Raw genomic sequence first — 23,687 nt, 5'->3', positions numbered from 1 at the left:
TCTCATGTCGCTACCGAACAGCCCAGCCTGGCAACAATTCACCGCGGCGGCCAAAGCCGCTCCCTTGCGCGGCGAGCAACTCAGGGTGATCAACGCGCCGGGCCTACGCCTGGATCTAAGCACCCAGGCGCACTCGCCCGCCTTGCACGCAGCGTCTGAAGCGCTGCTGGCTCAGCAGCAGTTTGACGCCGCCCGCGCCACGCTGTTTGACGGCGGCCACGCCAACTGGACCGAAGGACGCGCCGCCTGGCACACCGCCTTGCGCGCGGCCGAGCCCCCCGCCCCGGTTGCCAGCGCCGTGCAGGCCGAACGGGATCGCTTGCGCGAATTCGTGCGCGAGGCCGACCGCAGCGACCGCTACGGCTACGTGCTGCACCTGGGCATCGGCGGCAGCGATTGGGGGCCGCGCCTGGTGACACGTGCGCTACGCCATGGCGGCGCGCGGCGCGAAGTGCGGTTTGCATCGAACGTGGATTCGCACTCCGTCGCCGACGCCATGAGCCGGCTGGATCCGCACGACACGCTGGTCATCGTCGCGTCCAAATCGTTCACCACGACCGAACCGCTGGCCAATGCGGAAGTGGCCATGAACTGGCTGCGCGACGCCGGCGTGGCCGACCCCATCAAGCAGGTGGTGGCAATTACCGCCAACGTGGAAGCCGCGCTCAACCTGGGCATCCTGCCCGACCACATCTTCCAGATCTGGGACTGGGTCGGCGGCCGGTATTCGCTGTGGTCCGCCATCGGCCTGCCCATCGCGCTGGCCTTGGGCAACGACGCATTTGATCAACTGCTGGCGGGCGCCGCGGCCATGGACGACCATTTCCGCACCGCGCCCAACGCGGAAAACGCGCCGCTGCAAATGGCGCTGGCCGGCGTGGTCAACCGCAGCGTGCTGGGTTATGACTCGCTGGTGATTGCCCCCTACGACTCCCGGCTGGTTCACCTTGTGCCGTGGGCCCAGCAGTTGGAAATGGAATCGCTGGGCAAGATTGCCACGGCGGACGGCAGCCCCGTCGGCTTGCCGACCGGCCCCGCCGTCTGGGGCATGTCCGGCACCGACTGCCAGCACACCTTCTTTCAATGGCTGCATCAGGACGTCATGGGCGCGCCCGTGGATTTCATTCTTTGCGAGCAGCCCAACCACGCCTATGCGCGCCACCATGAACTGCTGATCGCCAACTGCCTGGCGCAGCGTTCGGCGCTGCTGCGCGGCAAATCCTTTGACGACGCACTGGCCGAAACCTCGGCCACGGAAAGCGATCCGGCGCGCGCGCGGATGCTTGCAAAGCACCGGGTTCACCCGGGCGGCCGCCCGTCATCGCTGATCGTGCTGCCGCGCCTGGAAGCTTATACCCTGGGTGCGCTGCTGGCCATGTACGAACACAAAGTATTCGCGCAAGGCGTGATCTGGGGCATCAACCCGTTTGACCAATGGGGCGTGGAATTCGGCAAGGCGCTGGCCAAGCACATCATGCGCGAACTGGATTCGCCGCAGACCAGCCAGCAAGATCCCTCCACCCGCTTCTGGATCGACGCGATCGCGCGCGGGCGCTAGGCGGGATCAAACCGACATCAAGCGACTCAGCCGCTCAGCGCGTCGTAGAGTTCGACATGGATGCGGGCAACCCGCCCGATGTCGAATTCGCGCTCAGCCAGCGCACGGCCCGCCGCGCCCAGGGCCTGGCGCAAGGCGGCATCTTCGACCAGCCGCGCGATGGCGTCCGCCAGCGCCTGCGCGTCACGCACCGGCACCAGCAGCCCGGTTTGGCCCGGTTCGATGGCGTCGCGGCAGCCCGGCACGTCGGTCGTCACCACCGCCCGCCCGCATGCCGCCGCCTCGATCAACGATTTCGGCAAACCCTCGCGGTAGGAAGGCAATACGGCGACATGGCTGGCCGCATACAACTCGGCAATGTCCGACCGTTCACCCAGCGCCTGCACGGCACCGTCACGTTGCCAGGCATCCACCTCTTGCTGCGTGGCCGACGCGGGGTTGCCCGCGTCCAGCCCACCCACCAATTGCATGACCACCGGCACACCACGCGCGCGCAGGATAGTGGCTGCCTCGACGAATTCGCGCACGCCCTTATCGCGCAACAGGCGCGCCACCATGGTGACCACGACGGGCGGTGAAGGCGGCTCGGGCGACGCGCGGTAGGCATCCAGGTCCACCCCCGCGCCGCGAATCATGACGACCTGCTCGTCGCGCACCGCACCCAGTGACTTGAGCAGGTCGCGGTCATTGGCGTTCTGGAAAATCACGCGGCTGTTGGGGTGACCCAGCGCCAAGCGATACAGGCGCGCCACCACGGCGCGCACCAATCGCATCTTCAGGGAATTCGACAGGAACACGAAGCCCAGGCCGGAAATCGCCGCCACCATGCCGGGCACGCGGGCCAGGCGCGCGGCAATGCCGCCATACAGCACGGGCTTGATCGTGACCAGATGGACCACATCGGGACGCACGCGACGAAACAGGCGCAGCAACGCCAGCAATGTGCCCAGTTCCTGCAAAGGATGTTTGCCACTGCGCGTCATGGGAATGGCGTGATGCGTCATGCCCAGCGCCTGGATGTCGGCCACGGCGGGACCATCCATCGTGGCCACATGCACGTCGTAACCCGCCTGTTGCGCGGCCAGCGCCACCGGCACGCGATGCGACATGAAGAAGGCCGGGTTGTTGACCACGAACATCAGGCGGCGGCTCATGCCTGGCCTCCCGCAATATCGCGCCATACGGCGATGTAGCGCTGCACCATGCGCGCCAGATCAAAGTTTTCAAACACGCGCGCGCGCCCTGCCTCGCCCGCGCGCCCGTGGCCGCGCGCAGCCACGTCGCACAAGGCAGTCTCGATGCCGCGCGCCAGCGCCTCGGCTTGCTCGGGCGGCACGATGAGGCCGGTATCGCCAACGATATAGGCGGCGTCGCCCACGTTCGTCACCACGCAGTAAACGCCGCAGGCCATGGCCTCGGCCACCACGTTGGGAAAGCCCTCGGCGCAGCTGGACAGCACATGCACGTCCAAGCCGTTCATCACCGCCGGCACGTCGTCGCTGGGGCCGGCAAGAATCAGGCGGTCGCGCAGGTTCAGCTTGTTGATCAAGGCGGCAAGCTCGGCGTTGTCGGCCGTCATGCCGCGCCCGACCAGCACGCAGCGCAAGCCGCCGTCGCGGCCATCGCGCACCAGCGCGGCCACGGCGCGCAGCAGGTTGGCGTGGTCTTTCAGCGGGTCCCACCGGGCCACGCTGCCGATCACGGGCGCGTCTTCCGACAAGCCCCATTGCGCGCGCACGCGCGTGCGCGCTTGCGCATCGGGCGCATAGCGCGACAGATCGTAGCCGTTCGGAATCACCACCATGCGGTCGCGCCGGTAGCCTCTGTCGGCATGCCGTTCGGCCGCGTTCTGGGCGGCGCAAACGATGGCACGCGGCACGCGGCCGGACAGCCATGCGCAAGCCCGCAAAACCAGGCGCGCCGACCGGCTGCTGCGTTCAAGGTGCGCACCGGAATTGCGGATACCCCAGGCGATGGCACGCACGCCCGCCAGCCGCGCGGCCAGGCCGCCGATCAGGTCCGCGTGATACATCCACGTCTGCACCACGTCGGGGCGCTGGGTGGCGATCAGCCGGCGCAGCGTCAAAAAGCCGCTTGGGCTGACACGCCCGCGCTTCATGCCCAAGGCATGCACCGCCACGCCCGCCGCGCGCAGGCGCTCGCCGTAGATGCCTTCATCGGTCAGCGACACCACGGTGTGCGACACGCCGGCCTCCGGGTAGGTGGCCAAGCGCAGCAACACGGATTCCGCGCCACCCTGCCCCAGGCCGGTAATAACGTGCAGGACGCGCAATGCCGGGACGTTCATCGCTCCTCCCGCACCGCTTCGAACAGCTCGTCCCATTCCGACAGCACAGTGGCCAGGGCGTAGCGCTGACGCACAGCGGTGGCGGCGCGCACGCCCAACTGCCGACGCAGCAGCAGGTCGCTCATCACGCGCTGCAAGGCCTCTTGCAAGGCGTTGCGGTCGCCCGCGGGCACCAGCAGCGCATCCTGGCCGTCGCGCGTCATTTCGCGTGGGCCGCTGGGGCAGTCGAAAGCCACGCAAGGCAGGCCCAACGACATGGCTTCCAACAAGACATTCGGAAAGCCTTCCACCAGCGAGCTCAGCACGAACGCCTGGCCGCGCGCCAGTTCTTCCCAGGGCGCTTCGGTGCGGCCCGGCAGGCTGATGCGTGCTTGCAGGCCCAGTTTTTCCACCTGCGCTTCCAGAGCCGCGCGCTCGGGGCCTTCGCCCCAGATACGCAGGTGCCAGTCGGGGTGCGACGGCGCCAATTGCGCGAACACGTCGATCAACAGATCAAACTGCTTGTCAGGCACCAGCCGGCCCATCGCCAACAATTCACGCGGGCCATCGTCTTCACGCTGAGCCACGCGCGGCGCGTCGAGCAAGGGCGCGGGCAAGGGGTTGGGAATGACGGCCAGGCGCTTGATGCCCGGCACCTGGCGCGAAAAGGGACCAGCGGTGTCTTCGGCCTGCACGGTAACCATATCGGCGCGCGGATACAGCAGGCGGCGCAGCCTGCGCCACACCGTGCCGGTGGTGGTTTCGGCCACGGGGTTGGTGCGTTCGCAAACGATAAGCGGCACGCCCAGGCCCCGCGTGGCGAGGATGGCGGCCACGTTGACGTTGGTCAGGAACGACACGACCACATCGGGCTTGGTGTCGCGGATATGCTTGCGCAAGGCCATCAGGCGCTTGAACGCGGCCATGCCGCCCGACGCCCGCGTGCCGGCGATATCGGCCAGCCAGGCGAGTGTGACCTTGTCCGACACGGGATAGAAGCAGGTGCCCTTGGACGAATAGGTAGGCGTCAACGTGACGGTGTCGCCGCGTTCGGCCCATGCGTTGACCAGCGTCGCGGCCACCCGTTCGGCGCCGCCCGCGTGCATGGAACTGACCAGCATCAAAATTTTCATGCGTCAACGACTCCCAATAGTTCCCCCTTGATCCGGCGCGGCGCGATAGCGGTCCAACCAGGCTTGCATCATCAAGACGCCCCACAGGTGGCTGTCCCAATTTCGATGGCCCGAGGTGTGTTCGCGCCATTTGCGCAGAATGGGTTCGGGTTCGAACCAACCTTCCTGGCGCAGCCGCGCGGGGTCCAGCAACGCATCGGCCCATTCGCGCAGCGGCCCGCGCAGCCACGCGGCCAGCGGCACGGCGAAGCCGCGCTTGGGGCGGTCCACCAGCGCCTGCGGCACATGCCGATGCAGCACCTGGCGCAGCAGCCATTTACCGGTATTGCCGCGCACCTTGTACTGATGCGGCAGGCTCCAGGCGAATTCATAGACACGATGGTCGATCAGCGGCACGCGCGTCTCCAGACTCACCGCCATCGCGGCGCGGTCCACCTTGACCAGGATGTCGTCGGGCAGATAGGTAATCGTGTCCAGCTTCATCATGGCTTCGAAGGTCGAGCCCTGCATGGCGCGCGCGAATTCCGACACCGGTTCCACGCCGCCCTTGACGACTTGCGTGGGGTCGGCCCAGTACGACACGAAGTGGCGGTAGAAGTCGCCACGCGTATCCGTGCGCAACAGCTCGCCCAGCTTGCCGACCTTGCCGCGCCACGCGCCACGTCCGGGAAGATGGGTGGTCGCGGAAAGCAGCGCGCCAGCCGGCTTGCGCAGCATGGCGGGCACGCGCTCGCATTGCTGCCACCAGTTGTTCACGCGGAAATAACGCGAATAGCCGCCGAAGAGTTCATCGCCGCCGTCGCCCGACAAGGCCACGGTGACATGCTGGCGCGCCATCTTGGTGACGAGCGACGTGGGAATCTGCGACGAATCGGCAAACGGTTCGTCGTACATGTCGGCCAGCGACGGCACCACCGCCAACGCGTCGTCCGCGGTGACGTAGAGTTCGGTGTGATCCGTGCCCAGATGCGTGGCGACGGCCTTGGCGTGTTGCGCCTCGTCGTAGCCTTTCTCGTGGAAACCGATGGCGAAGGTGCGCACCGGCTTGGCGCTTTGCGCCTGCATCAGCGCCACGATGGTGGACGAATCAATGCCGCCTGACAGGAAGGCGCCCAGGCTGACGTCGGACAGCATCTGGCCACCCACTGCCTTGGACAGCACGCTTTCCAGCGCCTGGGCAGCCTCGTCGTCGGAGCCGAAGGTCAACGGCGACCGGGCCGCGCTATCAGCGGCTTCGCGGGCGGACCAATACACGCGCGGTTCCGGCATGCGGCGGCTGCGGGCGTCGTCGGCGGTGAATTCAATCCAGGTGCCCGGCGGCAACTTGTTGATGCCCTGATAGATGGATTGCGGCGCCGGAATGTAGTTGTGGCGCATGAAAGACGCCAGCGCATTGCGGTTCAGCTCGCGGCCAAATCCCGGGATGGGCATCAGCCCCTTCAACTCGGATGCAAACACCAGCTCGGCGCCCGAAAAGCCGTAGTACAGCGGCTTTTCGCCCATGCGGTCGCGCGCCAGCGTCAGCTTGCGCGACGCGCGATCCCACAGCGCAATGGCGAACATGCCGACCGCGGCCTGCAAGGTGGCTTCGATGCCCAGGGCAGTGAAACCGGCCAGCAGCGTTTCGGTATCGGAATGACCCCGCCAGGACGGCGCCAGCCCTGATTTTTCAAGCTGCTGGCGGATGTCCAGGTGGTTGTAGATCTCGCCGTTGAACACCATCACATAGCGGCCGCAAGCGGACGTCATGGGCTGGTGGCCGGCTTCGGTCAGGTCCAGGATGGCCAGGCGCACGTGGCCCAGCGCCACGTCGGCTTCCGGGTCTTCCCAGAAGCCGTTGCTGTCTGGTCCGCGATGGCGGATGCGGCGGCAGCTTTCGGCCAGCACGCGCTCCTTGTTCCCGATGGGGCCCCAAATTCCGACTATTCCACACATGATGAAGTTCTCGTGGTCACCGTAGCAACGGCGCGCGCCGCGCGGACCCTAGCGGCCCGGCTTGCGCGCGTCGTCAAAAAGTTCTTGCCATTGCTGCAACACGCGCGCGGCGGAAAAACGGTCGCGCACATCGGTTGCCGCTTGCGCCATCCGCTGGCGCCTTGCGTCGTTTTCCATCACATCGGACAGCGCCTTGCACAAGGCCGGCACATCGCCATTGGGCCGCACCAGCACGCCGTCGATGCCATCGCGCACGATCTCGCGCGGTCCGGTATCGCAATCGAACGAGACGGCGGCCAGACCGCTGGCCATGGATTCAAGCAAGGTATTGGACAGCCCTTCAAAGCGCGAGGTCAGCACATACAGGTCTGCGCTGTCGTACCAGTCGCCCACGTTGCCGGCGCGGCCGGGCATCGAGATGCGCGAGGCCAGGCCGGCCTGGTCGACTTGCGCTTGCAGCGCGCCGCGTTCATGGCCTTCGCCCAGAATAACCAGATCCCAATCCGGATGCGATGGGGCCAGCGCGGCAAACGCCTGGATCAGCAGATCAAACCCCTTGTCCGCGTGCAACCGGCCAACCGCCAGCAGGCGCTTGCGGCCGTCGGTCGTGGTGGGAACCAACAGGGGCTCGGCGCGCGGCAAGGGCCAATGCACCGGGTTGGGGATGACGGCCAGGCGCGAGCCCGGCACGTGCTGTTCGATCCAGTCGGCCGTGCCACGGGTCAGCGCAACGACTCGCGCCGCGCGCGGGTAGGTGATGCGGCGCAGGCGCTGCCACAGGCCGGACAGCGTCTGCGACGGCGGATGCGTGTGCTCCGTGGCGATCACCCGGCAAGGAATGCCCGTGCACGCCAGCACCGACAGCACCGACGCCGTGGTCATCATGCCCAGCACGATGTCGGGGCGGAATTCCTTGACCACGCGACGCAGCGCCCGCACGCGCTGCACGTTGCTCCAGAGGCCGCGCAAGCCGCCGCCCTCGCCCGCCGTATGCAGGACTTCGCGGCGCACCTTGGGATGCAGCGCGTAGACGTCGCCGTCCGCGCTGGCCTGCGTCACCACCATGACCTCGCGGCCCATGTCGGCCCAGTGCGCGCTCAGGTCGGCGGCAACGCGCTCAGCGCCACCGCCATGCAGTGAATGGATGAACAGCAGCACGCGCAATGCGCGGCCGGAGTCGGCGTCGGACATTCAATCGGCCTCCTTGGGTTCAGCCTTGCGCATCGCCACGACGAGGTAGCACGCGAAGGACAGCACATACATGAGGCTGGTTGCCAGCATGATGCCGGCTGCGCCCATCTTGGGCGCCAGCACGGTGTTCAACACGGCCTTCAGCGCAAAGTTGGCCACGGCGATGGCGGCCATGATGCGATAGCGGTTCTGGCTCGCCAGCAATTGCACCAGGATCAGCACGCCAAAATAGAAAGGCAGTTGCAACAGGCCCCAGCGCAGCACGTGCGCAACGACTTCGGTGTTTTCAGCCGTGAAGGCGCCGCGCTCGAACAGCACGGCCACGCCCCACGGGGCCAGCACCCAGCCGATGGCGACGACCACGGCGCCCGCGCCCACCATCAGCACGGACCACTTCAACGCCATGCTGCGCGCGCGGGCGGTGTCGCCACGCGCCTGCACATCGGCCAGCACCGGCAGCGCGGCGCGCCCGACCGACACCGCGCCTATGCCCAGCAGCAACGACAGCAGCCGGCTGGCGTAACCCAGCGTGGCGTTGGCGTTGGCGCCCAGGTTGGCGGCGGCGTATTGGTCCAGCGGGCCGACAAAGCTCATCGCCACCTGGCCGATCAGCATGACCCCAGCCGCGCCCATCAGTTCGGGCCAGTGCGGCGAACGCAGCGTCAACCGTGGCGCGCCCCAGAATCCGCCATCGGCACGCGCGGCCAGCCAGGCAAGCCACACGGTCTGGATGGCATAGCCCACCAGCGTGCCCCACAGCAGCGGGCCCACGCCGTCGGCGCTGACAGCCAGCATGACCCAAGCCAGTGTCGCCACGGCAGGCACGCTGTCCAGCAAGGTATTGACATGGCGTTCGTGCGCGCGCAAGCGCGCGGCGCTGATGCCGGCGATGAGCAGCAGCGCCGACACCGGAGCGAAGGCGATGAGCAGGTCGCCCGTCATGCCGCGCACGCGCTCGGGCAAGCCCTTGCCCAAAGCGTCCACGACGTAGGGCCAGGCGAACCAGGTTGCGATGGCCAGCGCGATACCGGCCGCGGCCACCCAGCCTTGCAGTTCTTTGATGAATTGGTCGCGTTCAGTGTCGTCCGCGCGGCGCAGGCGGACCAGCACGGGAATCAAAACCACCGACAGCACGCCCACGATGGTGACCGGTAGCCAGGTGGCCATGGTCATCGTGAACTGATAGGCGTCCACGGCGTCGCTGACGCCGTAGCGGTACGCCACCGCCATCTCTTTGATGGCGCCGGCGGCCTTGCCCAGCAGCAGGAACACAGCCACCCGGAACGCGCCCTTGAAGATGCGCTGGTGGTCCGGGTGGATGTTGCCGAGTTTGCGGACGAGTGCTTTCAAATCAACGCAGGAATTGCGTGTACCAGGGCATGGCCACTTCCAGGCCTTGCAGCACGGTGTGCGACGGCGCGTAGCCCAGCAGTCGACCCGCCTTGCTGACATCGGCCTGCGAATGGCGCACGTCGCCGGCGCGGAAATCCGCGTAGACGGCTTGCTTGTCGTAGTTCACGTTCTGGTTGCCCAGGGCCTTGACCAAAAAGCCGAACAGGTCGTTCAAAGTGCTGCGACCGCTGACGGCCACGTTGTAGACCTGGTTGCGAGCTTCGGGCGGCGCCATGGCGGCCAGCAGGTTGGCCTGTACCGCGTTATCCACAAAGCAGAAGTCGCGGCTGGTTTCGCCGTCGCCGTTGATGGTGACGTCTTCGCCCTTGATCATGGCGGCGGTCCACTTCGGGATCACGGCGGCGTAGGCGCCGTCCGGGTCCTGACGCTTGCCGAACACGTTGAAGTAGCGCAGGCCTACGGTTTCGAAGCCGTAGGAACGCGCGAACACGTCGGCGTACAGCTCGTTCACGTACTTGGTGACGGCGTAGGGCGACAGCGGCTTGCCGATGTGTTCTTCCACCTTGGGCAAGGCCGGGTGGTCGCCGTAGGTCGAGCTGGACGCGGCGTAGACAAAGGACTTCACGCCGGCGTCGCGCGCGGCGACCAGCATGTTCAGAAAGCCGCCGATGTTCACTTCATTGGTGGTGATCGGGTCTTTCAGCGAACGCGGCACGGAACCCAGGGCGGCCTGGTGCAGGACGTAGTCCACGCCTTCGGTCGCGCGTTGGCAAGCGGCCAGGTCACGAATATCGCCTTCGACGAAGGTGAAGCGCGCCCATTGCTCGGCCGTGACCGAGGTGCGCACCTCATCCAGATTGCGCTGGTGGCCGGTGGCGAAGTTGTCCAGGCCGGTCACGGTCTGGTTCAACGTCAACAAGGTTTCCAGCAGGTTCGAGCCGATAAAACCGGCGCAGCCCGTTACCAGCCATTTACGCGGCGCGGCGGCCAGTTCCTGCTTGATGGTTTCGTAGCGCGTGGTCATGGCGGAATCCTTACAGACGCAGGTCGGATTCGGCGGGCGACAGCACGTACTTCAGGTCGTACAGCACGTGTTGTGGCTTGCCCAGCTTGCGGATGCCGTCGGCGCCAAGAGCCTTGAACTGGTTGTGCGCCACCGCCAGGATCACGGCGTCGTACTTGCCCTCTTCGAGCTTGGCTACCGGGGTCAGGCCGTATTCGTGCACCGCTTCGTCCGGATCGACCCACGGGTCGTAGACGTCCACATCGACGTTGTAGTCGCGCAGCTCGCTGACGATGTCAACGATGCGGGTGTTGCGCAGGTCGGGGCAGTTTTCCTTGAAGGCCAGGCCCATGACCAGCACGCGCGCGCCTTGCACATGGATGCGCTGCTTGGTCATGCACTTGACCAACTGCGACACCACGTAGCCGCCCATCGAATCGTTCAGGCGGCGGCCCGCCAGGATGATTTCGGGGTGGTAGCCGATGGACTGCGCCTTGTGCGTCAGGTAGTACGGGTCCACGCCGATGCAGTGGCCGCCCACCAGGCCCGGGCGGAACGGCAGGAAGTTCCACTTGGTGCCCGCGGCTTGCAGCACGGCTTCGGTGTCGATGCCCATCTTGTTGAAGATCAGGGCCAGTTCGTTGATCAGCGCGATGTTCACGTCACGCTGCGTGTTCTCGATCACCTTGGCGGCTTCGGCCACGCGGATGCTGGACGCCTTGTGCGTGCCGGCAGTGATGATTTCCTGGTACAGCTGGTCGACCAGCTCGGCGACTTCGGGCGTGGAGCCAGAGGTGACCTTCTTGATGGTGCTGACGCGGTGTTCCTTGTCGCCCGGGTTGATACGCTCGGGGCTGTAGCCCGCGTAGAAGTCCACGTTGAACTTCAGGCCGGACACACGTTCCAGCACCGGCACGCAATCTTCTTCGGTGGCGCCGGGATAAACGGTGGATTCATAGATGACGATGTCGCCGCGCTTGAGCACCGCGCCGATCGTTTCGCTGGCTTTGACCAGCGGGGTCAGGTCGGGCTGCTTGTAGTCATCGATGGGCGTGGGAACGGTCACGATGAACACGTTCGCCCGACCGAGTTCGGCGCGGTCGGCTGTGTAGCTCAGTTGAGCGGCTTCGGCCAGCTCTTCATCACTGACTTCCAGCGTGTGGTCGTGGCCTGCCTTCAAGGCGTCGATACGGCGCGTATTGATATCGAAACCGATAACCGAACGCTTCTTCCCAAACTCCACCGCCAGGGGCAAGCCGACGTAGCCCAGTCCCACGACAGCGAGTTTCACATCCTGAATTCGCAACATAACTCTCCCTTCACCGTAAAACGTTTACGGCATTTTAAATGTGGTCGGGTAAATGATGATTAACGAGCCCCCGACGGCAATCGCCGGGGCACTCAAACCTTAATCCGAGGTCTTCAGCACGGACGGCAACAGCAGCCACCCCGGGCGACGCCAGGACACCAGGCGGGCGTACAGCCAGACGTAGACGCTGGCGAACACCACCAGGCTGGCGCCCAGGGCCCACGCGTTGTCCCACCAGATGGTGGCCGGCACCAGGCCGATCAGCGCCAGCACCCACATGTAGGGCGACGCCATCGCGTTGCACAGCGCCGGCACCGCATGGCGGCGGCCACGGCTGAAGGTCACGCGAACCAGGCGGCGGAACACCAGTTGGTGCAGGTGCAGCGCGTCGGGCTGGTCAACCGGCACGCCGCGCTTGAAGCGGCGGCGCCAGATCGAAAAGCCGGTTTCGAAAACGGGGTAGAACAGCACGGCCAGCGCATAGAAGGGCGACACCGACGGGTTGCGCACCACCAGCAACACGGCCAGCTCGGCCAGCATGAAGCCCAGGAAGTACGCCCCACCATCGCCCAGGAAAACGCGGCCGAACGGGAAGTTCCAGACCAAAAAACCCAGGGTGGCGGACGCCAGGGCGGCCGCGATCATGAAGATGGGCACGTCGCCCACTTGCAGGGCCACCAGGCTGATCGACACCGCCATCAGCGTGGCGACCATGCCGGCCAGGCCGTTCATGCCGTCCACGATATTCAGCGCATGGGTACAGCCGCCCACGGCAAACATGGTGAACAACAGCGATACGGGCCAGTACGACAGCACGTAATCCACCGGGGCCATGCCGACACGGCTGACCCCGCCCAGCAGCCACCAGGCAATAGCCGCCGACAGGAACGCCGCCAGCAAGCGCTTGCTGGCGCCGATATCTTTCGTAATGTCTTCAAGCAGGCCGGCCACGAAGACCGGCAGGGCGGCAACGAACAATGCCGGCCAAAGCCAGGTCAGCGTCATGTTGGCGGGGCCCAGCACCAGCAGGCCCAGCAGGGTGCCGGCCAGTACGGCCAGGCCGCCAACGCGGGGCGTGGCTCGGGAATGATTCGCTTGCGGTTTGTTGAGGTCGCTGTCGCCGGTGAAGCGGCCATGCCAGCGCTCCGACCACACGATGAGTCCCCCCACCATGAACGCGACCACGCAGATATACAGCCAGGTCACTTGATCACCTTTCTTGGTCTATGGAGACAGGCCCGCCATTATCGGGGGCAGGTGTAACGCCCATATATGGGAGGAATAAGGAAGTGCAATTCACGGGCACGAAACGTAACTCCCGGGTCAGGGGCGTTCTTTCGCACGGAAGTCCAGGATTCATGCAGGCGATTGTAGATCTTTCCGCCTTGGCGCATGCGAAATATCCCAGGGAAAACGCGGATGCCTCCATAGGGAGGAGGCACCGTCATTCCAAGGCCTACGATGAACCTGCACTTACAAATAGGGACACATCGAAGGCGCGCAAAAAAAAGCCCGAGATCGTAAGATCTCGGGCTAAATCCACCAAAGGAGGAGGGTGGAGGAGACAACCGTGGCATGTTGGGAGCTGACCTTCTGCTCGCTTTGCTGTCGGGGTTTTGCACCGCGCCGACTGCGTTTCAACATCCGATGTGTGAATATTAACGAGGTTTTTTGTGCGATGCAAGAATTTTTTTGATCTCTGTAGAAGGTCAAATTCCGCGTTGCGTTTTTGCTGCAAATTTACGGCTACCCCCTTGGAAACCCGCAGCCACAAATGACTTGGCCGAAAAAAGGGTTTTTGCCGAACGGGTAAACCCCTTGGGGATTTACCCTCGTCGGTTTCGGGTAATCCCGCCTGAATTGTCGCACCATTTTGGTGCAATCTGCACCACGATGCGACCAAATTGATGCGTCGCAACATTTCTGCCGGCGGGGCCAAAACCGTCACACTTCAGATCCAATACGCCGTCGTGGTCATCACTTTGGACATCGCCCGCATGGCCGTCTTTACAGGGCCTGGCAGCGGTACGCCCCCTGCCCGCTCGGCGCTGGCGCGGTGCTCCGCTTCGTCGTCTTTCATCTTCCGAACGACCTCGCGCGAACGTTCGTCCTGCACCGGCAAGGTGCGTAGATGCTCTTCCAGATGGGCCTCGACCTGCTTTTCGGTTTCGGCCATGAATCCCAGATTGCGCGGCACGCCGGCGGCGCTGGCCAGCACGCCCAGGGCGAAAGAGCCGGCATACCAGACCGGGTTCAGCAGGCTGGGCCGGCTGTTCAATTCCGTCAGGCGCTCGTTGCACCACACCAGATGATCCACCTCCTCGGCGGCGGCATTCAGCAGCAACGCGCGCGGGGCGGGCTCACGGCACACCGAGGCTTGCCCCCGGTACAGCGCCTGAGCGCAGATTTCGCCTACGTGGTTCACGCGCATCAATCCGGCGGCGTGGCGTTTCTCCTCTGCCGTCAGCGTATCGGGCGCTTCCGGCGTCTTGGCGGGATACGGCCGCCCGGCCGTGGCGCTGTTGGACAGGACACGCAAGGCGCGGTCGGCTTCGGCCAGCAGGGCATCCAGGGGGCCGACGCGACGGCGCAAGGAAACAGTTCCAGATTGGGACATGGCGATGGGCATGGGCGACTCCTCTGCAAGACTGAGCACACACCCCTGATGCGGGGCGGGGCTCTCATGCCTGGAATTGTACGCAACGGGTATCATCGGCCATTGACTGCGCGCAATGTGGAAGGACACTCAAAATGGAATGCACGATAGACTGGGGCGGCCCCAACGGCATGCTCTTTACCGCCAGCACCGGCAGCGGCCATGTGGCCGTGATGGATGGCGCCGTGGATGGCGGCGGACACAACCTGGCGCCCCGCCCGATGGAAATGCTGTTGGCCGGCACCGGCGGCTGCACGGCCTACGACGTGGTGCTGATCCTGAAGCGTGGACGCCACGCCGTCACCGGTTGCAGCGTCAAGCTGCAAGCGGATCGCGCCGAAACCGACCCGAAAGTCTTCACCCGCATCCATTTCGCCTTCACCGTCACGGGCCGCAACCTGCCGCAGGCGGCGGTGGAACGCGCCGTGCAGTTATCGCACGAAAAGTACTGCTCGGCCTCGGCCATGCTTGAGAAAACCGCGGCGATGACCTTTTCGGTCGAGATCGTCGACACCCAGGACGCGCCGGCCGCAGCCTGAGGACCGCCATGAAACAATATCTAGACCTCGTCCAATCCATCCTGGACACCGGCTCGTGGCAGGAAAACCGGACGGGCATCCGCACGATCAGCATGCCGGGCGCCTCGTTGCGCTTCGACCTGCAAAAAGGCTTTCCCGCCGTCACCACCAAAAAACTGGCCTTCAAATCCGCCATCGGTGAAATGGTCGGATTCCTGCGGGCCTCGCGCAGCGCGGCCGAATTCCGTGAACTGGGCTGCAAGGTCTGGGACCAGAACGCCAATGAAAACAGCCAGTGGCTGGCCAACCCGTACCGTGAAGGCCCGGACGACCTGGGCCCGGTTTACGGCGTGCAATGGCGCCAATGGCCGGCGTACAAGCTGTTGGACGCCAGCCGCCCAGCGCAGGTACAAGATGCCTTGGCGCGCGGCTACGCCAAGGTAGCCGACCTGGAAGAAGGCGGCGTGGCCAAAGTCTTGCTATATAAGGCGGTGGACCAGTTGCGCCAGTGCCTGGACACCATCCACGAGCGGCCCGGCGACCGCCGCATCCTGTTCCATGGCTGGAACTGGGCCCAAATCGAAGAAATGGCGCTGCCGCCCTGCCATCTGCTCTACCAGTTCCTGCCCAACGCCACGACCCGCGAGATTTCGCTGTGCCTGTACATCCGATCGAATGACGTGGGCCTGGGCACGCCATTCAATTTGACGGAAGGCGCCGCGCTGCTGCATCTGGTGGGCCGCTTGACCGGCTACACGCCGCGCTGGTTCACCTACTTCATCGGCGACGCGCACATCTACGAGAATCACCTGCCGATGCTGCGCGAACAGCTCACCCGCGAGCCCTACGAATCACCCAAGCTGGTGCTGTCCGACCGTATTCCGGATTTCGCTGTCACCGGGCGCTATGAACCGGAATGGCTGGAAAAGGTGGAACCCTCCGACTTTTCACTGTCCGGCTACACCCACCACGCCCCGCTCACCGCCCCGATGGCCGTGTAAGGTCGCGCTGGGCCGGCCGGCCGCTTCGGCGGCTGGTACCCGCCGAGCGCACGGACGCTATGTGAAGATTGGTGAGCTTCTGGACGCGCGATTTCGGTATAACCCATCCCTTAGCCCGGGACGCGCGTCCAGAACCGCGTGCGCGCCCAGGCTTCCGACCGGCTCATGCCGCGCCGCGCCCGCCGCTTGCCGCGCTACCGCGGCGCGCCCGGCAGCGCAGACCGCAGGCATTGCTTGCCACCTCCCCCTACCCGACAAGAGAGTACGTAAATCGCCAGCGTCGACAGCAGCAATCGTCTTGCGACCTGATTGCAACTGTTGACTACTAATTGATTTGATTTGAGGCCGGCGTGACGGCAGTAAGCGCTTAGGACAGGACCGCACAAATGCTCGTTGGAACTTATAACCCTTCGCTCGTCCTCGTATCTCTAGGGGTCGCCATCCTGGCGTCATATACGGCGTTGGGCATGGCCAACCGCGTGCGGGCCTCGAACGGGCTGCCGGCCGCGCGTTACTGGCTGGCGGGCGGGGCGTTCGCCATGGGCGTGGGGATCTGGTCGATGCACTTTGTGGGCATGCTGGCCTTCAACCTGCCCATCCCGATGGGCTACGACCTGCCCTTGACGATACTGTCGCTGGCCATCGCGATCGGCTGCTCGGCCTTTGCGCTGTGGATCGTGTGCAAGGACGAACTGCCATGGCAGCGCCTGCTCAGCGGCGCGTTGCTGATGGGCGCCGGAATCGCCGCGATGCACTATCTGGGCATGGCCGCCATGCGCATGGCGCCCGGCATCATTTACGACGCAAGGTGGTTTGCGCTGTCCATCGTGATTGCGGTGGTCGCCTCGGGCGCCGCGCTGTGGATCACCTACCGTCTGCGCCACGACGGACCGCGCCTGGCCCTGTCGCGGCCGCTGGCGTCGGTGGTCATGGGCATTGCCATTGTCGGCATGCATTACTCGGGCATGGAAGCCGCCGCCTTCCCCGCCGGCAGCATCTGCATGGCGGCCGACGGCGGGATTTCGGCAGGCTGGCTGGCCATCGCCGTGACCGCAGTCACCTTGAGCGTGCTGGCGATTGCGCTGGTGGTGGCGGTGCTGGACAACCGGCTCGAGGCGCGCACATCGGCGCTGGCCTCTTCCCTGGCCGAGGCCAATGAAGAATTGGTGCAACTGGCCCTGCATGACACGCTGACCAAGCTGCCCAACCGCATCCTGCTTGAAGACCGCATGGAGCAGGCCATCGAAAGCGCCAGCCGACGCAAGGGCTATTTCGCCGTGCTGTTCTTCGATCTGGATGGCTTCAAGGCGGTCAATGACGCCTATGGCCACCACACGGGCGATGCCTTGCTGATCGACCTGGCCCAGCGCATCCGCCAGGCCCTGCGCACCCAGGACACGGTAGCGCGCCTGGGGGGTGACGAATTCATCGTACTGAGCGAAGTCATCGAACCCACCGACGCCGCCAACGTGGCAGACCGGCTGATCGAAGCCATTGCGCGCCCGGTCATGGTCTATGGCCACGAAGTGCTGGTGACCTCAAGCGTGGGCATCGCCATCTACCCGAACGACGGCGAAGACACCCACACGCTGCTGACCAACGCCGACGCCGCCATGTACCACGCCAAGCGGCTGGGCGGCACCGGCTACAGCTTCTTCGAGCCGTCCATGAACGCGGACGCGCACGAGCAGATCGAGCTGCTTCACGACCTGCGCCTGGCGCAGGAGCGCGGCCAGTTCGTGCTGCACTATCAGCCCAAATATGAAGCCCCATCGGGGCCGATCATCGGCGCCGAGGCGCTGCTGCGCTGGAACCACCCCACGCGCGGCCTGGTCGGGCCGGACCAGTTCATTCCCACCGCCGAAAAGACCGGCCTGATCCTGTCGATCGGCGAATGGGTGATCAACGAGGCGTGCCGACAGATGCGGGAATGGATCAACGCCGGCCAGGCGCACTGGACCATCGCCGTCAATATTTCGGCTCTGCAGTTCGCCCACGCCAGCCTGGTGGAGACGGTGCGCGTGGCGCTGGCGCGGCACGACGTGCCCCCCTCTTGCCTGACGCTGGAAGTCACCGAGTCCACCGCCATGCGCGACGCCGAGGCCAGCCTGGCCGTGCTCAAGCGCCTGTCGGGCCTGGGCGTCACCATCTCGATCGACGATTTCGGCACGGGCTATTCCAGCCTGCTGTACCTGAAGCGCCTGCCGGCGACTGAATTGAAGATCGACCGCGGCTTTGTGAATCAGTTGGAAAACGACAATGAGGATGCGGCGATCGTCGCGGCCATCGTCGCCTTGGCGCAGCAGTTGAATTTGCGCATTGTTGCAGAGGGCGTGGAAACCGCTGCGCAACAGACGTTCTTGACGGGGCTGGGCTGTGATTCCCTGCAAGGTTTCTTGCTGGGCCGGCCGATGCCCGCAACTGAATTTCTGGAACACGCGACGAACTAAGGGGGAGCGAATTTGCTACGCTTACGCCGTCGCGCGGGCCGACCCCCGGCCCCGCCCCAACCGTAGCCAACCCGCATGCCCGCCAGCCTTACCCTGATCGTCGCCTACTCCACCAATCGCGTCATCGGACGCGACAACGCCCTGCCCTGGAAGCTGCCGGGCGATCTGGCGCATTTCAAACGCAGCACGCTGGGCCATCCCATCATCATGGGCCGCAAGACCTGGGATTCCCTGGGGCGCCCGCTGCCGGGCCGCAGCAATATCGTCATCAGCCGCAATCCAGACTTCAGCGCAGCCGGGGCCACCGTGGTGCCGACCCTGGAGGCCGCCATCGCCGCTTGCGGCGACGTGCAGGAAGCCTTCGTGATCGGCGGCGCGCAGATCTACGCGCAGGCACTGCCGATGGCGCAACGGGTATTGGCAACGGAAGTGCACGCCGACGTTGAAGGCGACGCGTTCTTTCCGTTGTTGCCGTCGTTTCAGTGGAAGGAAACGGGACGTGAAGCGCAGCCGGCGGAAAACGGCTATGGCTATGATTTTGTGGTGTATGAGCGGTAAGGGGTGTGGGGGGAAGTCGATGGGTTTCGCGCGATAGGCACGGGCATTCTTCGTGAATCCGTGCCGCGCTTCACCCATCCTACCGATTGAGTCCGGTGGCTGTGCGTAGGATGGGTGCAGCGCGGCACAAGCGTCAGAAGAACGCCTTGGCCAATCGCGCGAAACCCATCATGTAGCCTTCCTCGAACCCCATCGCGTCGCCTTCCGCCGCACGCATCACGCCGCCCCCGCATTCCGCATGAACCGCCACAACGCTGGCGCCTCGGAATACGCCACGTTGAAACGGACCCAGGGCGTATCGGCCTCGTCCACATCAAAATACGATCCTGGCGCCAGCCAGATGCCGTCCTTCAAGGCCAGCTCCGCCAGGCCATTGGCGCCGCGCTCGCGCCATAGCCCCGCCACCTTCGCCCACAGGAACAAGCCGCCTTGCGGCCGGCCATGGATCTCGAAACCGTGTTGCCGCATCTGCTCGGCCACCACCCCATGCGCCTCGGCCAGCCGTTCGCGGGTGCGGGCGATGTGCGCGCGATAACGGCCTTCACGAATTACCTGGTGCACGATGCGTTCCATGATCTCCGGTGACGTCAGCCCCACCGCCATCTTGGTGCGCGCAATATCCCGAACCAGGTCACGGTGCGCCACCACATACCCCACGCGCACCGACGGGCTGATCACTTTGGAATACCCGCCCAGGTAGACCACCCGCCGCGCGCCATCCAGCGCTGCCAGCATCGGCGTCACGCCCGGCGCCAATTCGCGCGAGATATCGTCTTCAATCACCCACAAGCCATGCCGCTCGGCCGCTTGCAGGATGCGGAACGCATTGGCCATGCCGATGCTGGCGCCCGACGGATTCTGCAACACCGTATTGATGAACAGCGCGCGCGGCCGATGCAGCGCCGCCACGCGCTCCAGCGCTTCGCAGTCCAGTCCGTCCACCGTGCGCGGCACCGACACCACGCGCAGCCCCGCCAGCCGCAGCAGTTGCAACAGGTTGGCGTAGGCGGGCTGCTCGACCACCACCGTGTCGCCTGGCCGCAGCAAGGTGCGGATCACCATGTCCAGGCCGTGCGTTACCCCTTGGGTCAGCAGCACCTGTGACGCTTCCACCTCCATCCCTTGTGCGCTGAGGCTGGCCGCGATGGTTTCGCGCAGCGGCGCATAACCGTAAGGGTGTCCGTAATTGGCGATGCGCATCGCGGGCACCCGGCCCATGTGGCGCAGGGCAACATGCAGCCCCTCTTCATTCAGCCATTCGCCGGGCAGCCAGCCACAGCCTGACTTGATGGGGATGGAGTGGTCGGCAAAGATGTCCGACAGCAGCCAGCCGGCGTTCAGGCGCGGCGGTTCCCATGACAGCGGTTCGCCCCGGCGGGCCGGCGCATCCGGCGACGCCACCCGATAACCCGCGCCCGGCCGCGCGGCCAGCCAACCCAGCGACACCAGGCGGCTATAGGCGCTGGCCACCGTGAAGGTGCTGACGCCGTACTGGCGCGCGAACTCGCGCACCGAGGGTAGGGACATACCCGGACGCAGCGTCTGTTCCTCAATAGCCCGCAGAATGGCCGCGACCAATTGCTCCACCAGGGTCGGGGCCAGTCCGCGCGCACGGTTGGGCTGAAAATCAATCACGTCGAAGATAACTGTACAGTTGTGGCACCCGCAACTATACAGTTAGCGGTCTTTGCGCAGATCGTATATTTTCATTCCCCGTGGGACGGACCAGAATCAACTGAATCCCGGCGGCAGCGCCTTTCCCCTTGCCGTGCCGCCGTTTCGTTCTCCCTGGAGCCGCCATGAACGCCCCCGCCAATTTGCCCGACTTGTCCCATCTCTGGATGCCCTTCACTGCCAACAAGCAGTTCAAGGCCCACCCGCGCATGCTGGCAACGGCCAAAGGCATGTACTACACGTCGGCCGATGGCCGGCAAATCCTGGACGGCACCGCCGGCCTGTGGTGCGTCAACGCCGGCCACGGCCGCGAGGAAATCGTCGAGGCCATCTCCCGCCAGGCCGGCATCATGGACTACGCGCCGGGCTTCCAACTGGGCCACCCGCTGGCCTTCGAAGCCGCCACGGCAGTCGCCAGCCTGATGCCCCAAGGGCTGGACCGCGTCTTCTTCACGAACTCGGGCTCCGAATCCGTCGACACGTCCCTGAAAATTGCACTGGCTTATCACCGCGCGCGCGGCGAGGGCCAGCGCACCCGCCTGATCGGCCGTGAACGCGGCTATCACGGCGTGGGCTTCGGCGGCATTTCGGTCGGTGGCATCTCGACCAACCGCAAGACCTTCTCGGGCGCGTTGCTGCCCTCGGTTGACCACCTGCCGCACACCCACAACCTGGAACAGAACGCCTACTCCAAGGGCCAACCCGCCTGGGGCGCCAACCTGGCCGAAGAACTGGAACGCATCGTGGCGCTGCACGACGCGTCCACCATCGCCGCCGTGATCGTCGAACCGATGGCGGGCTCCACCGGCGTGCTGATTCCGCCCAAGGGCTATCTGGAAAAGCTGCGCGAAATTACCTCCAAGCACGGCATCCTGCTGATTTTTGACGAAGTCATCACCGGCTACGGCCGTCTGGGCGCCGCCACCGCATCCGAATTCTTCGGTGTCACGCCTGACATCATCGCCATGGCCAAGGGCGTCAGTAACGCCGCCGTGCCGGCCGGCGCGGTCGCGGTCAAGCGCGAAGTCCACGACGCCATCGTCAACGGCCCGGCGGGCGGCATTGAATTCTTCCACGGCTACACCTATTCGGCGCACCCGCTGGCCGCCGCGGCCATCCTGGCCACCTTGGACATCTACCGCCGCGAAGACCTGTTCGGCCGCGCCCGCAAGTTGTCGGGCGCGTTCCAGGAAGCCGCGCACAGCCTGAAGGGCGCGCCGCACATCATCGACGTGCGCAACCTGGGCCTGGTTGCCGGCATTGAACTGTCGCCGCGCGCGGGCGCACCGGGCGCACGCGCTGGCGAGGTCTTCCAGAAGTGCTTCGACAGCGGCCTGATGGTGCGCTATACCGGCGATATCATCGCCGTATCGCCGCCGCTGATCATCGACGAAGCCCAGATCGGCCAGATCTTCGAACAGATCGGGAAGATCCTGAAAGAAGTCGCGTAACTCCGATGATGACGCTGCCCTTGCGGTCGCGCCGCATCCACTAACACCTCTTGCGGGCGGCCCTGTGCCGCCCGCAAGAGGTTTTTGAAGAATCCCGCCTAGAAGCCCCCGCACCATGAAGAAGATCCCCCATTTCATCAACGGCCAGCATTTCGATGGCCGCAGCAGCCGCTACGCCGACGGCTTCAATCCGGCCACGGGCGAAATCTGCTCGTCCATTCCGCTGGCGTCCAACGAAGACGTGGCGCTGGCCGTGGCTGCCGCCAAGGCCGCATTCCCGGCCTGGTCGGAAACGCCCGCGCTCAAGCGCGCCCGCATCCTGTTCAACTTCAAGGCGCTGCTGGACCAGCACCAGGACGAACTGGCCGAGCTCATCACCCGCGAACACGGCAAGGTGTTCTCGGATGCCAAGGGCGAAGTCATGCGCGGCATTGAAATCGTCGAATTCGCCTGCGGCATTCCGCAACTGCTCAAGGGTCAGTACTCCGACCAGATCGGCGGCGGCATCGACAACTGGAGCATGCGCCAGGCCCTGGGCGTGGTAGCCGGCATCACGCCGTTCAACTTCCCCATGATGGTGCCGTGCTGGATGTTCCCCGTGGCCATCGCCTGCGGCAACACCTTCGTGCTCAAGCCTTCCGAACGCGATCCGTCGGCCTCGCTGCGCCTGGCCGAGCTGCTGACCGAAGCCGGCCTGCCCGCTGGCGTATTCAACGTGGTGCACGGCGACAAGCTGGCCGTGGATGCGCTCATCAATCACCCCGACGTCGAAGCCCTGTCGTTCGTGGGCTCGACGCCCATCGCCGAGTACATCTATTCCGAAGGCACCAAGCGCGGCAAGCGCGTGCAAGCCCTGGGCGGCGCCAAGAACCATTTGGTCGTCATGCCCGATGCCGATCTGGACCAGGTTACCGACGCCTTGATGGGCGCGGCCTACGGCTCGGCCGGCGAACGCTGCATGGCGATCTCGGTGGCCGTGGCGGTGGGTGACGTGGCCGACAAGGTCGTCGAACGCCTGACTCCCCGCGTGAAGGCGCTGATCGTCAAGGACGGCATGAACGCCGACGCCGAGATGGGTCCGCTGGTGACCGCGCAGCATCGCAACAAGGTCATGGGCTACATCGAAGACGGCATCGCGGCGGGCGCGGACCTGGTCGTGGACGGCCGGGGCCTGACCGTGCCCGGCAACGAAAAGGGCTATTTCCTGGGCGGCACGCTGTTCGACAACGTCAAGCCCGCCATGAACATCTATCGCGAAGAAATCTTCGGGCCGGTGCTGTGCATCGTGCGCGTGCCCGACTTCGCCAGCGCGGTTGAACTGATCAACGCACACGAGTTCGGCAACGGCGTGGCGTGCTTCACGTCGGATGGCGGCGTGGCGCGTGCATTCGCGCGCCAGATCAAGGTGGGCATGGTGGGCATCAACGTGCCGATTCCCGTGCCCATGGCCTGGCATTCGTTCGGCGGCTGGAAGCGTTCGCTGTTTGGCGACCACCACGCCTACGGCGAAGAAGGCATCCGCTTCTACTCGCGCTACAAGAGCGTGATGCAGCGCTGGCCGGACAGCATTGCCAAGGGCGCCGAATTCACCATGCCCGTGGCGAAGTAAG

Annotated in this window: 18 protein-coding genes; 7 read left to right on the top strand and 11 right to left on the bottom strand. The window is 65.2% G+C overall.

The window, feature by feature from the left end:
* Positions 1-4 precede the first annotated feature (4 nt).
* Positions 5-1,558, top strand: coding sequence for a glucose-6-phosphate isomerase (gene pgi, locus WBR68_RS13830; protein ID WP_127185789.1), 1,554 nt, complete (start codon positions 5-7; stop codon positions 1,556-1,558).
* A 26-nt stretch (positions 1,559-1,584) separates the two neighbouring features.
* Here the strand turns inward: pgi and WBR68_RS13825 are convergent, their stop codons facing one another.
* The 10 genes from WBR68_RS13825 to coq7 form a co-directional block, all read right to left on the bottom strand.
* Entirely contained in the window at positions 1,585-2,712 is a 1,128-nt protein-coding gene (locus tag WBR68_RS13825) for a glycosyltransferase family 4 protein (protein WP_050448069.1), read from the bottom strand.
* Positions 2,709-3,866 (bottom strand): glycosyltransferase family 4 protein, encoded by a 1,158-nt coding sequence (locus WBR68_RS13820; protein WP_164741307.1) that lies wholly within the window; start codon positions 3,864-3,866, stop codon positions 2,709-2,711. The genes WBR68_RS13825 and WBR68_RS13820 overlap by 4 nt, the downstream gene beginning before the upstream one ends.
* Positions 3,863-4,978 carry a glycosyltransferase family 4 protein gene (locus tag WBR68_RS13815; RefSeq protein ID WP_230694535.1) on the bottom strand — a complete coding sequence of 372 codons (1,116 nt, stop codon included), beginning with the start codon at positions 4,976-4,978 and terminating at the stop codon, positions 3,863-3,865. Before WBR68_RS13815 ends, WBR68_RS13820 begins: the two co-directional genes overlap by 4 nt.
* Before the next feature lie 3 nt (positions 4,979-4,981).
* Positions 4,982-6,913 (bottom strand): asparagine synthase (glutamine-hydrolyzing), encoded by a 1,932-nt coding sequence (asnB, locus tag WBR68_RS13810; protein WP_127185791.1) that lies wholly within the window; start codon positions 6,911-6,913, stop codon positions 4,982-4,984.
* A 48-nt stretch (positions 6,914-6,961) separates the two neighbouring features.
* Positions 6,962-8,104, bottom strand: coding sequence for a glycosyltransferase family 4 protein (locus WBR68_RS13805; RefSeq protein WP_127185792.1), 1,143 nt, complete (start codon positions 8,102-8,104; stop codon positions 6,962-6,964).
* Positions 8,105-9,454 carry a murein biosynthesis integral membrane protein MurJ gene (gene murJ, locus WBR68_RS13800; protein ID WP_050448074.1) on the bottom strand — a complete coding sequence of 450 codons (1,350 nt, stop codon included), beginning with the start codon at positions 9,452-9,454 and terminating at the stop codon, positions 8,105-8,107. It abuts the gene before it with no gap.
* A gap of 1 nt (position 9,455) precedes the next feature.
* Positions 9,456-10,481 carry an SDR family oxidoreductase gene (locus WBR68_RS13795; RefSeq protein ID WP_050448075.1) on the bottom strand — a complete coding sequence of 342 codons (1,026 nt, stop codon included), beginning with the start codon at positions 10,479-10,481 and terminating at the stop codon, positions 9,456-9,458.
* 10 nt (positions 10,482-10,491) lie between these two features.
* A complete protein-coding gene (gene tviB, locus WBR68_RS13790; protein WP_230694534.1) occupies positions 10,492-11,769 on the bottom strand; it encodes a Vi polysaccharide biosynthesis UDP-N-acetylglucosamine C-6 dehydrogenase TviB in 1,278 nt (425 codons plus the stop codon).
* A 99-nt stretch (positions 11,770-11,868) separates the two neighbouring features.
* Entirely contained in the window at positions 11,869-12,975 is a 1,107-nt protein-coding gene (locus WBR68_RS13785; protein WP_050448076.1) for an MraY family glycosyltransferase, read from the bottom strand.
* Positions 12,976-13,720: 745 nt separating this feature from the next.
* Positions 13,721-14,398 (bottom strand): 2-polyprenyl-3-methyl-6-methoxy-1,4-benzoquinone monooxygenase, encoded by a 678-nt coding sequence (coq7, locus tag WBR68_RS13780; RefSeq protein WP_370641223.1) that lies wholly within the window; start codon positions 14,396-14,398, stop codon positions 13,721-13,723.
* Between the two features lie 122 nt (positions 14,399-14,520).
* On the opposite strand from coq7, the gene WBR68_RS13775 reads away from it, so the two are divergent.
* The 4 genes from WBR68_RS13775 to WBR68_RS13760 all read left to right on the top strand — a co-directional run bounded on the left by WBR68_RS13775 (position 14,521) and on the right by WBR68_RS13760 (position 18,952).
* Positions 14,521-14,964, top strand: a complete 444-nt coding sequence (locus tag WBR68_RS13775; protein ID WP_100854429.1) for an OsmC family protein — start codon at positions 14,521-14,523, stop codon at positions 14,962-14,964.
* Positions 14,965-14,972: 8 nt separating this feature from the next.
* Positions 14,973-15,944 carry a thymidylate synthase gene (locus WBR68_RS13770; protein WP_230694533.1) on the top strand — a complete coding sequence of 324 codons (972 nt, stop codon included), beginning with the start codon at positions 14,973-14,975 and terminating at the stop codon, positions 15,942-15,944.
* A 386-nt stretch (positions 15,945-16,330) separates the two neighbouring features.
* Complete coding sequence (locus WBR68_RS13765) at positions 16,331-18,394, top strand: putative bifunctional diguanylate cyclase/phosphodiesterase (RefSeq protein WP_050448079.1); 2,064 nt, start codon at positions 16,331-16,333, stop codon at positions 18,392-18,394.
* Positions 18,395-18,469: 75 nt separating this feature from the next.
* On the top strand, positions 18,470-18,952 hold the full coding sequence (locus WBR68_RS13760) for a dihydrofolate reductase (protein WP_127185795.1): 483 nt from the start codon (positions 18,470-18,472) through the stop codon (positions 18,950-18,952).
* Positions 18,953-19,168: 216 nt separating this feature from the next.
* Here WBR68_RS13760 and WBR68_RS13755 read toward each other — a convergent pair whose 3' ends face one another.
* A complete protein-coding gene (locus tag WBR68_RS13755; protein ID WP_050448081.1) occupies positions 19,169-20,587 on the bottom strand; it encodes an aminotransferase-like domain-containing protein in 1,419 nt (472 codons plus the stop codon).
* Between the two features lie 164 nt (positions 20,588-20,751).
* Between WBR68_RS13755 and WBR68_RS13750 the strand changes: the two genes are divergently transcribed.
* Positions 20,752-22,077, top strand: a complete 1,326-nt coding sequence (locus WBR68_RS13750; RefSeq protein WP_230694532.1) for an aspartate aminotransferase family protein — start codon at positions 20,752-20,754, stop codon at positions 22,075-22,077.
* 115 nt (positions 22,078-22,192) lie between these two features.
* Positions 22,193-23,686 (top strand): CoA-acylating methylmalonate-semialdehyde dehydrogenase, encoded by a 1,494-nt coding sequence (locus tag WBR68_RS13745; protein WP_050448083.1) that lies wholly within the window; start codon positions 22,193-22,195, stop codon positions 23,684-23,686.
* Position 23,687 lies beyond the last annotated feature (1 nt).

This window comes from Achromobacter sp. JD-1, assembly GCF_038594925.1.
GTDB lineage: Bacteria > Pseudomonadota > Gammaproteobacteria > Burkholderiales > Burkholderiaceae_B > Achromobacter > Achromobacter spanius_C.
Note: the sequence above shows the minus strand (reverse complement) of the source record. Positions and strands in the feature narration are given on the sequence as shown.

What these genes read in the sequence shown, in the direction of transcription:
- WBR68_RS13775 (WP_100854429.1), top strand. Translation starts at nt 14,521, where the DNA reads ATGGAATGCACGATAGACTGGGGCGGCCCCAACGGCATGCTCTTTACC.
- WBR68_RS13750 (WP_230694532.1), top strand. Translation starts at nt 20,752, where the DNA reads ATGAACGCCCCCGCCAATTTGCCCGACTTGTCCCATCTCTGGATGCCC.
- pgi (WP_127185789.1), top strand. Translation starts at nt 5, where the DNA reads ATGTCGCTACCGAACAGCCCAGCCTGGCAACAATTCACCGCGGCGGCC.
- coq7 (WP_370641223.1), bottom strand. Translation starts at nt 14,398, where the DNA reads ATGCCCATCGCCATGTCCCAATCTGGAACTGTTTCCTTGCGCCGTCGC.
- WBR68_RS13765 (WP_050448079.1), top strand. Translation starts at nt 16,331, where the DNA reads ATGCTCGTTGGAACTTATAACCCTTCGCTCGTCCTCGTATCTCTAGGG.
- asnB (WP_127185791.1), bottom strand. Translation starts at nt 6,913, where the DNA reads ATGTGTGGAATAGTCGGAATTTGGGGCCCCATCGGGAACAAGGAGCGC.
- WBR68_RS13770 (WP_230694533.1), top strand. Translation starts at nt 14,973, where the DNA reads ATGAAACAATATCTAGACCTCGTCCAATCCATCCTGGACACCGGCTCG.
- WBR68_RS13760 (WP_127185795.1), top strand. Translation starts at nt 18,470, where the DNA reads ATGCCCGCCAGCCTTACCCTGATCGTCGCCTACTCCACCAATCGCGTC.
- WBR68_RS13815 (WP_230694535.1), bottom strand. Translation starts at nt 4,978, where the DNA reads ATGAAAATTTTGATGCTGGTCAGTTCCATGCACGCGGGCGGCGCCGAA.
- WBR68_RS13820 (WP_164741307.1), bottom strand. Translation starts at nt 3,866, where the DNA reads ATGAACGTCCCGGCATTGCGCGTCCTGCACGTTATTACCGGCCTGGGG.
- WBR68_RS13805 (WP_127185792.1), bottom strand. Translation starts at nt 8,104, where the DNA reads ATGTCCGACGCCGACTCCGGCCGCGCATTGCGCGTGCTGCTGTTCATC.
- tviB (WP_230694534.1), bottom strand. Translation starts at nt 11,769, where the DNA reads ATGTTGCGAATTCAGGATGTGAAACTCGCTGTCGTGGGACTGGGCTAC.
- WBR68_RS13825 (WP_050448069.1), bottom strand. Translation starts at nt 2,712, where the DNA reads ATGAGCCGCCGCCTGATGTTCGTGGTCAACAACCCGGCCTTCTTCATG.
- WBR68_RS13795 (WP_050448075.1), bottom strand. Translation starts at nt 10,481, where the DNA reads ATGACCACGCGCTACGAAACCATCAAGCAGGAACTGGCCGCCGCGCCG.
- WBR68_RS13745 (WP_050448083.1), top strand. Translation starts at nt 22,193, where the DNA reads ATGAAGAAGATCCCCCATTTCATCAACGGCCAGCATTTCGATGGCCGC.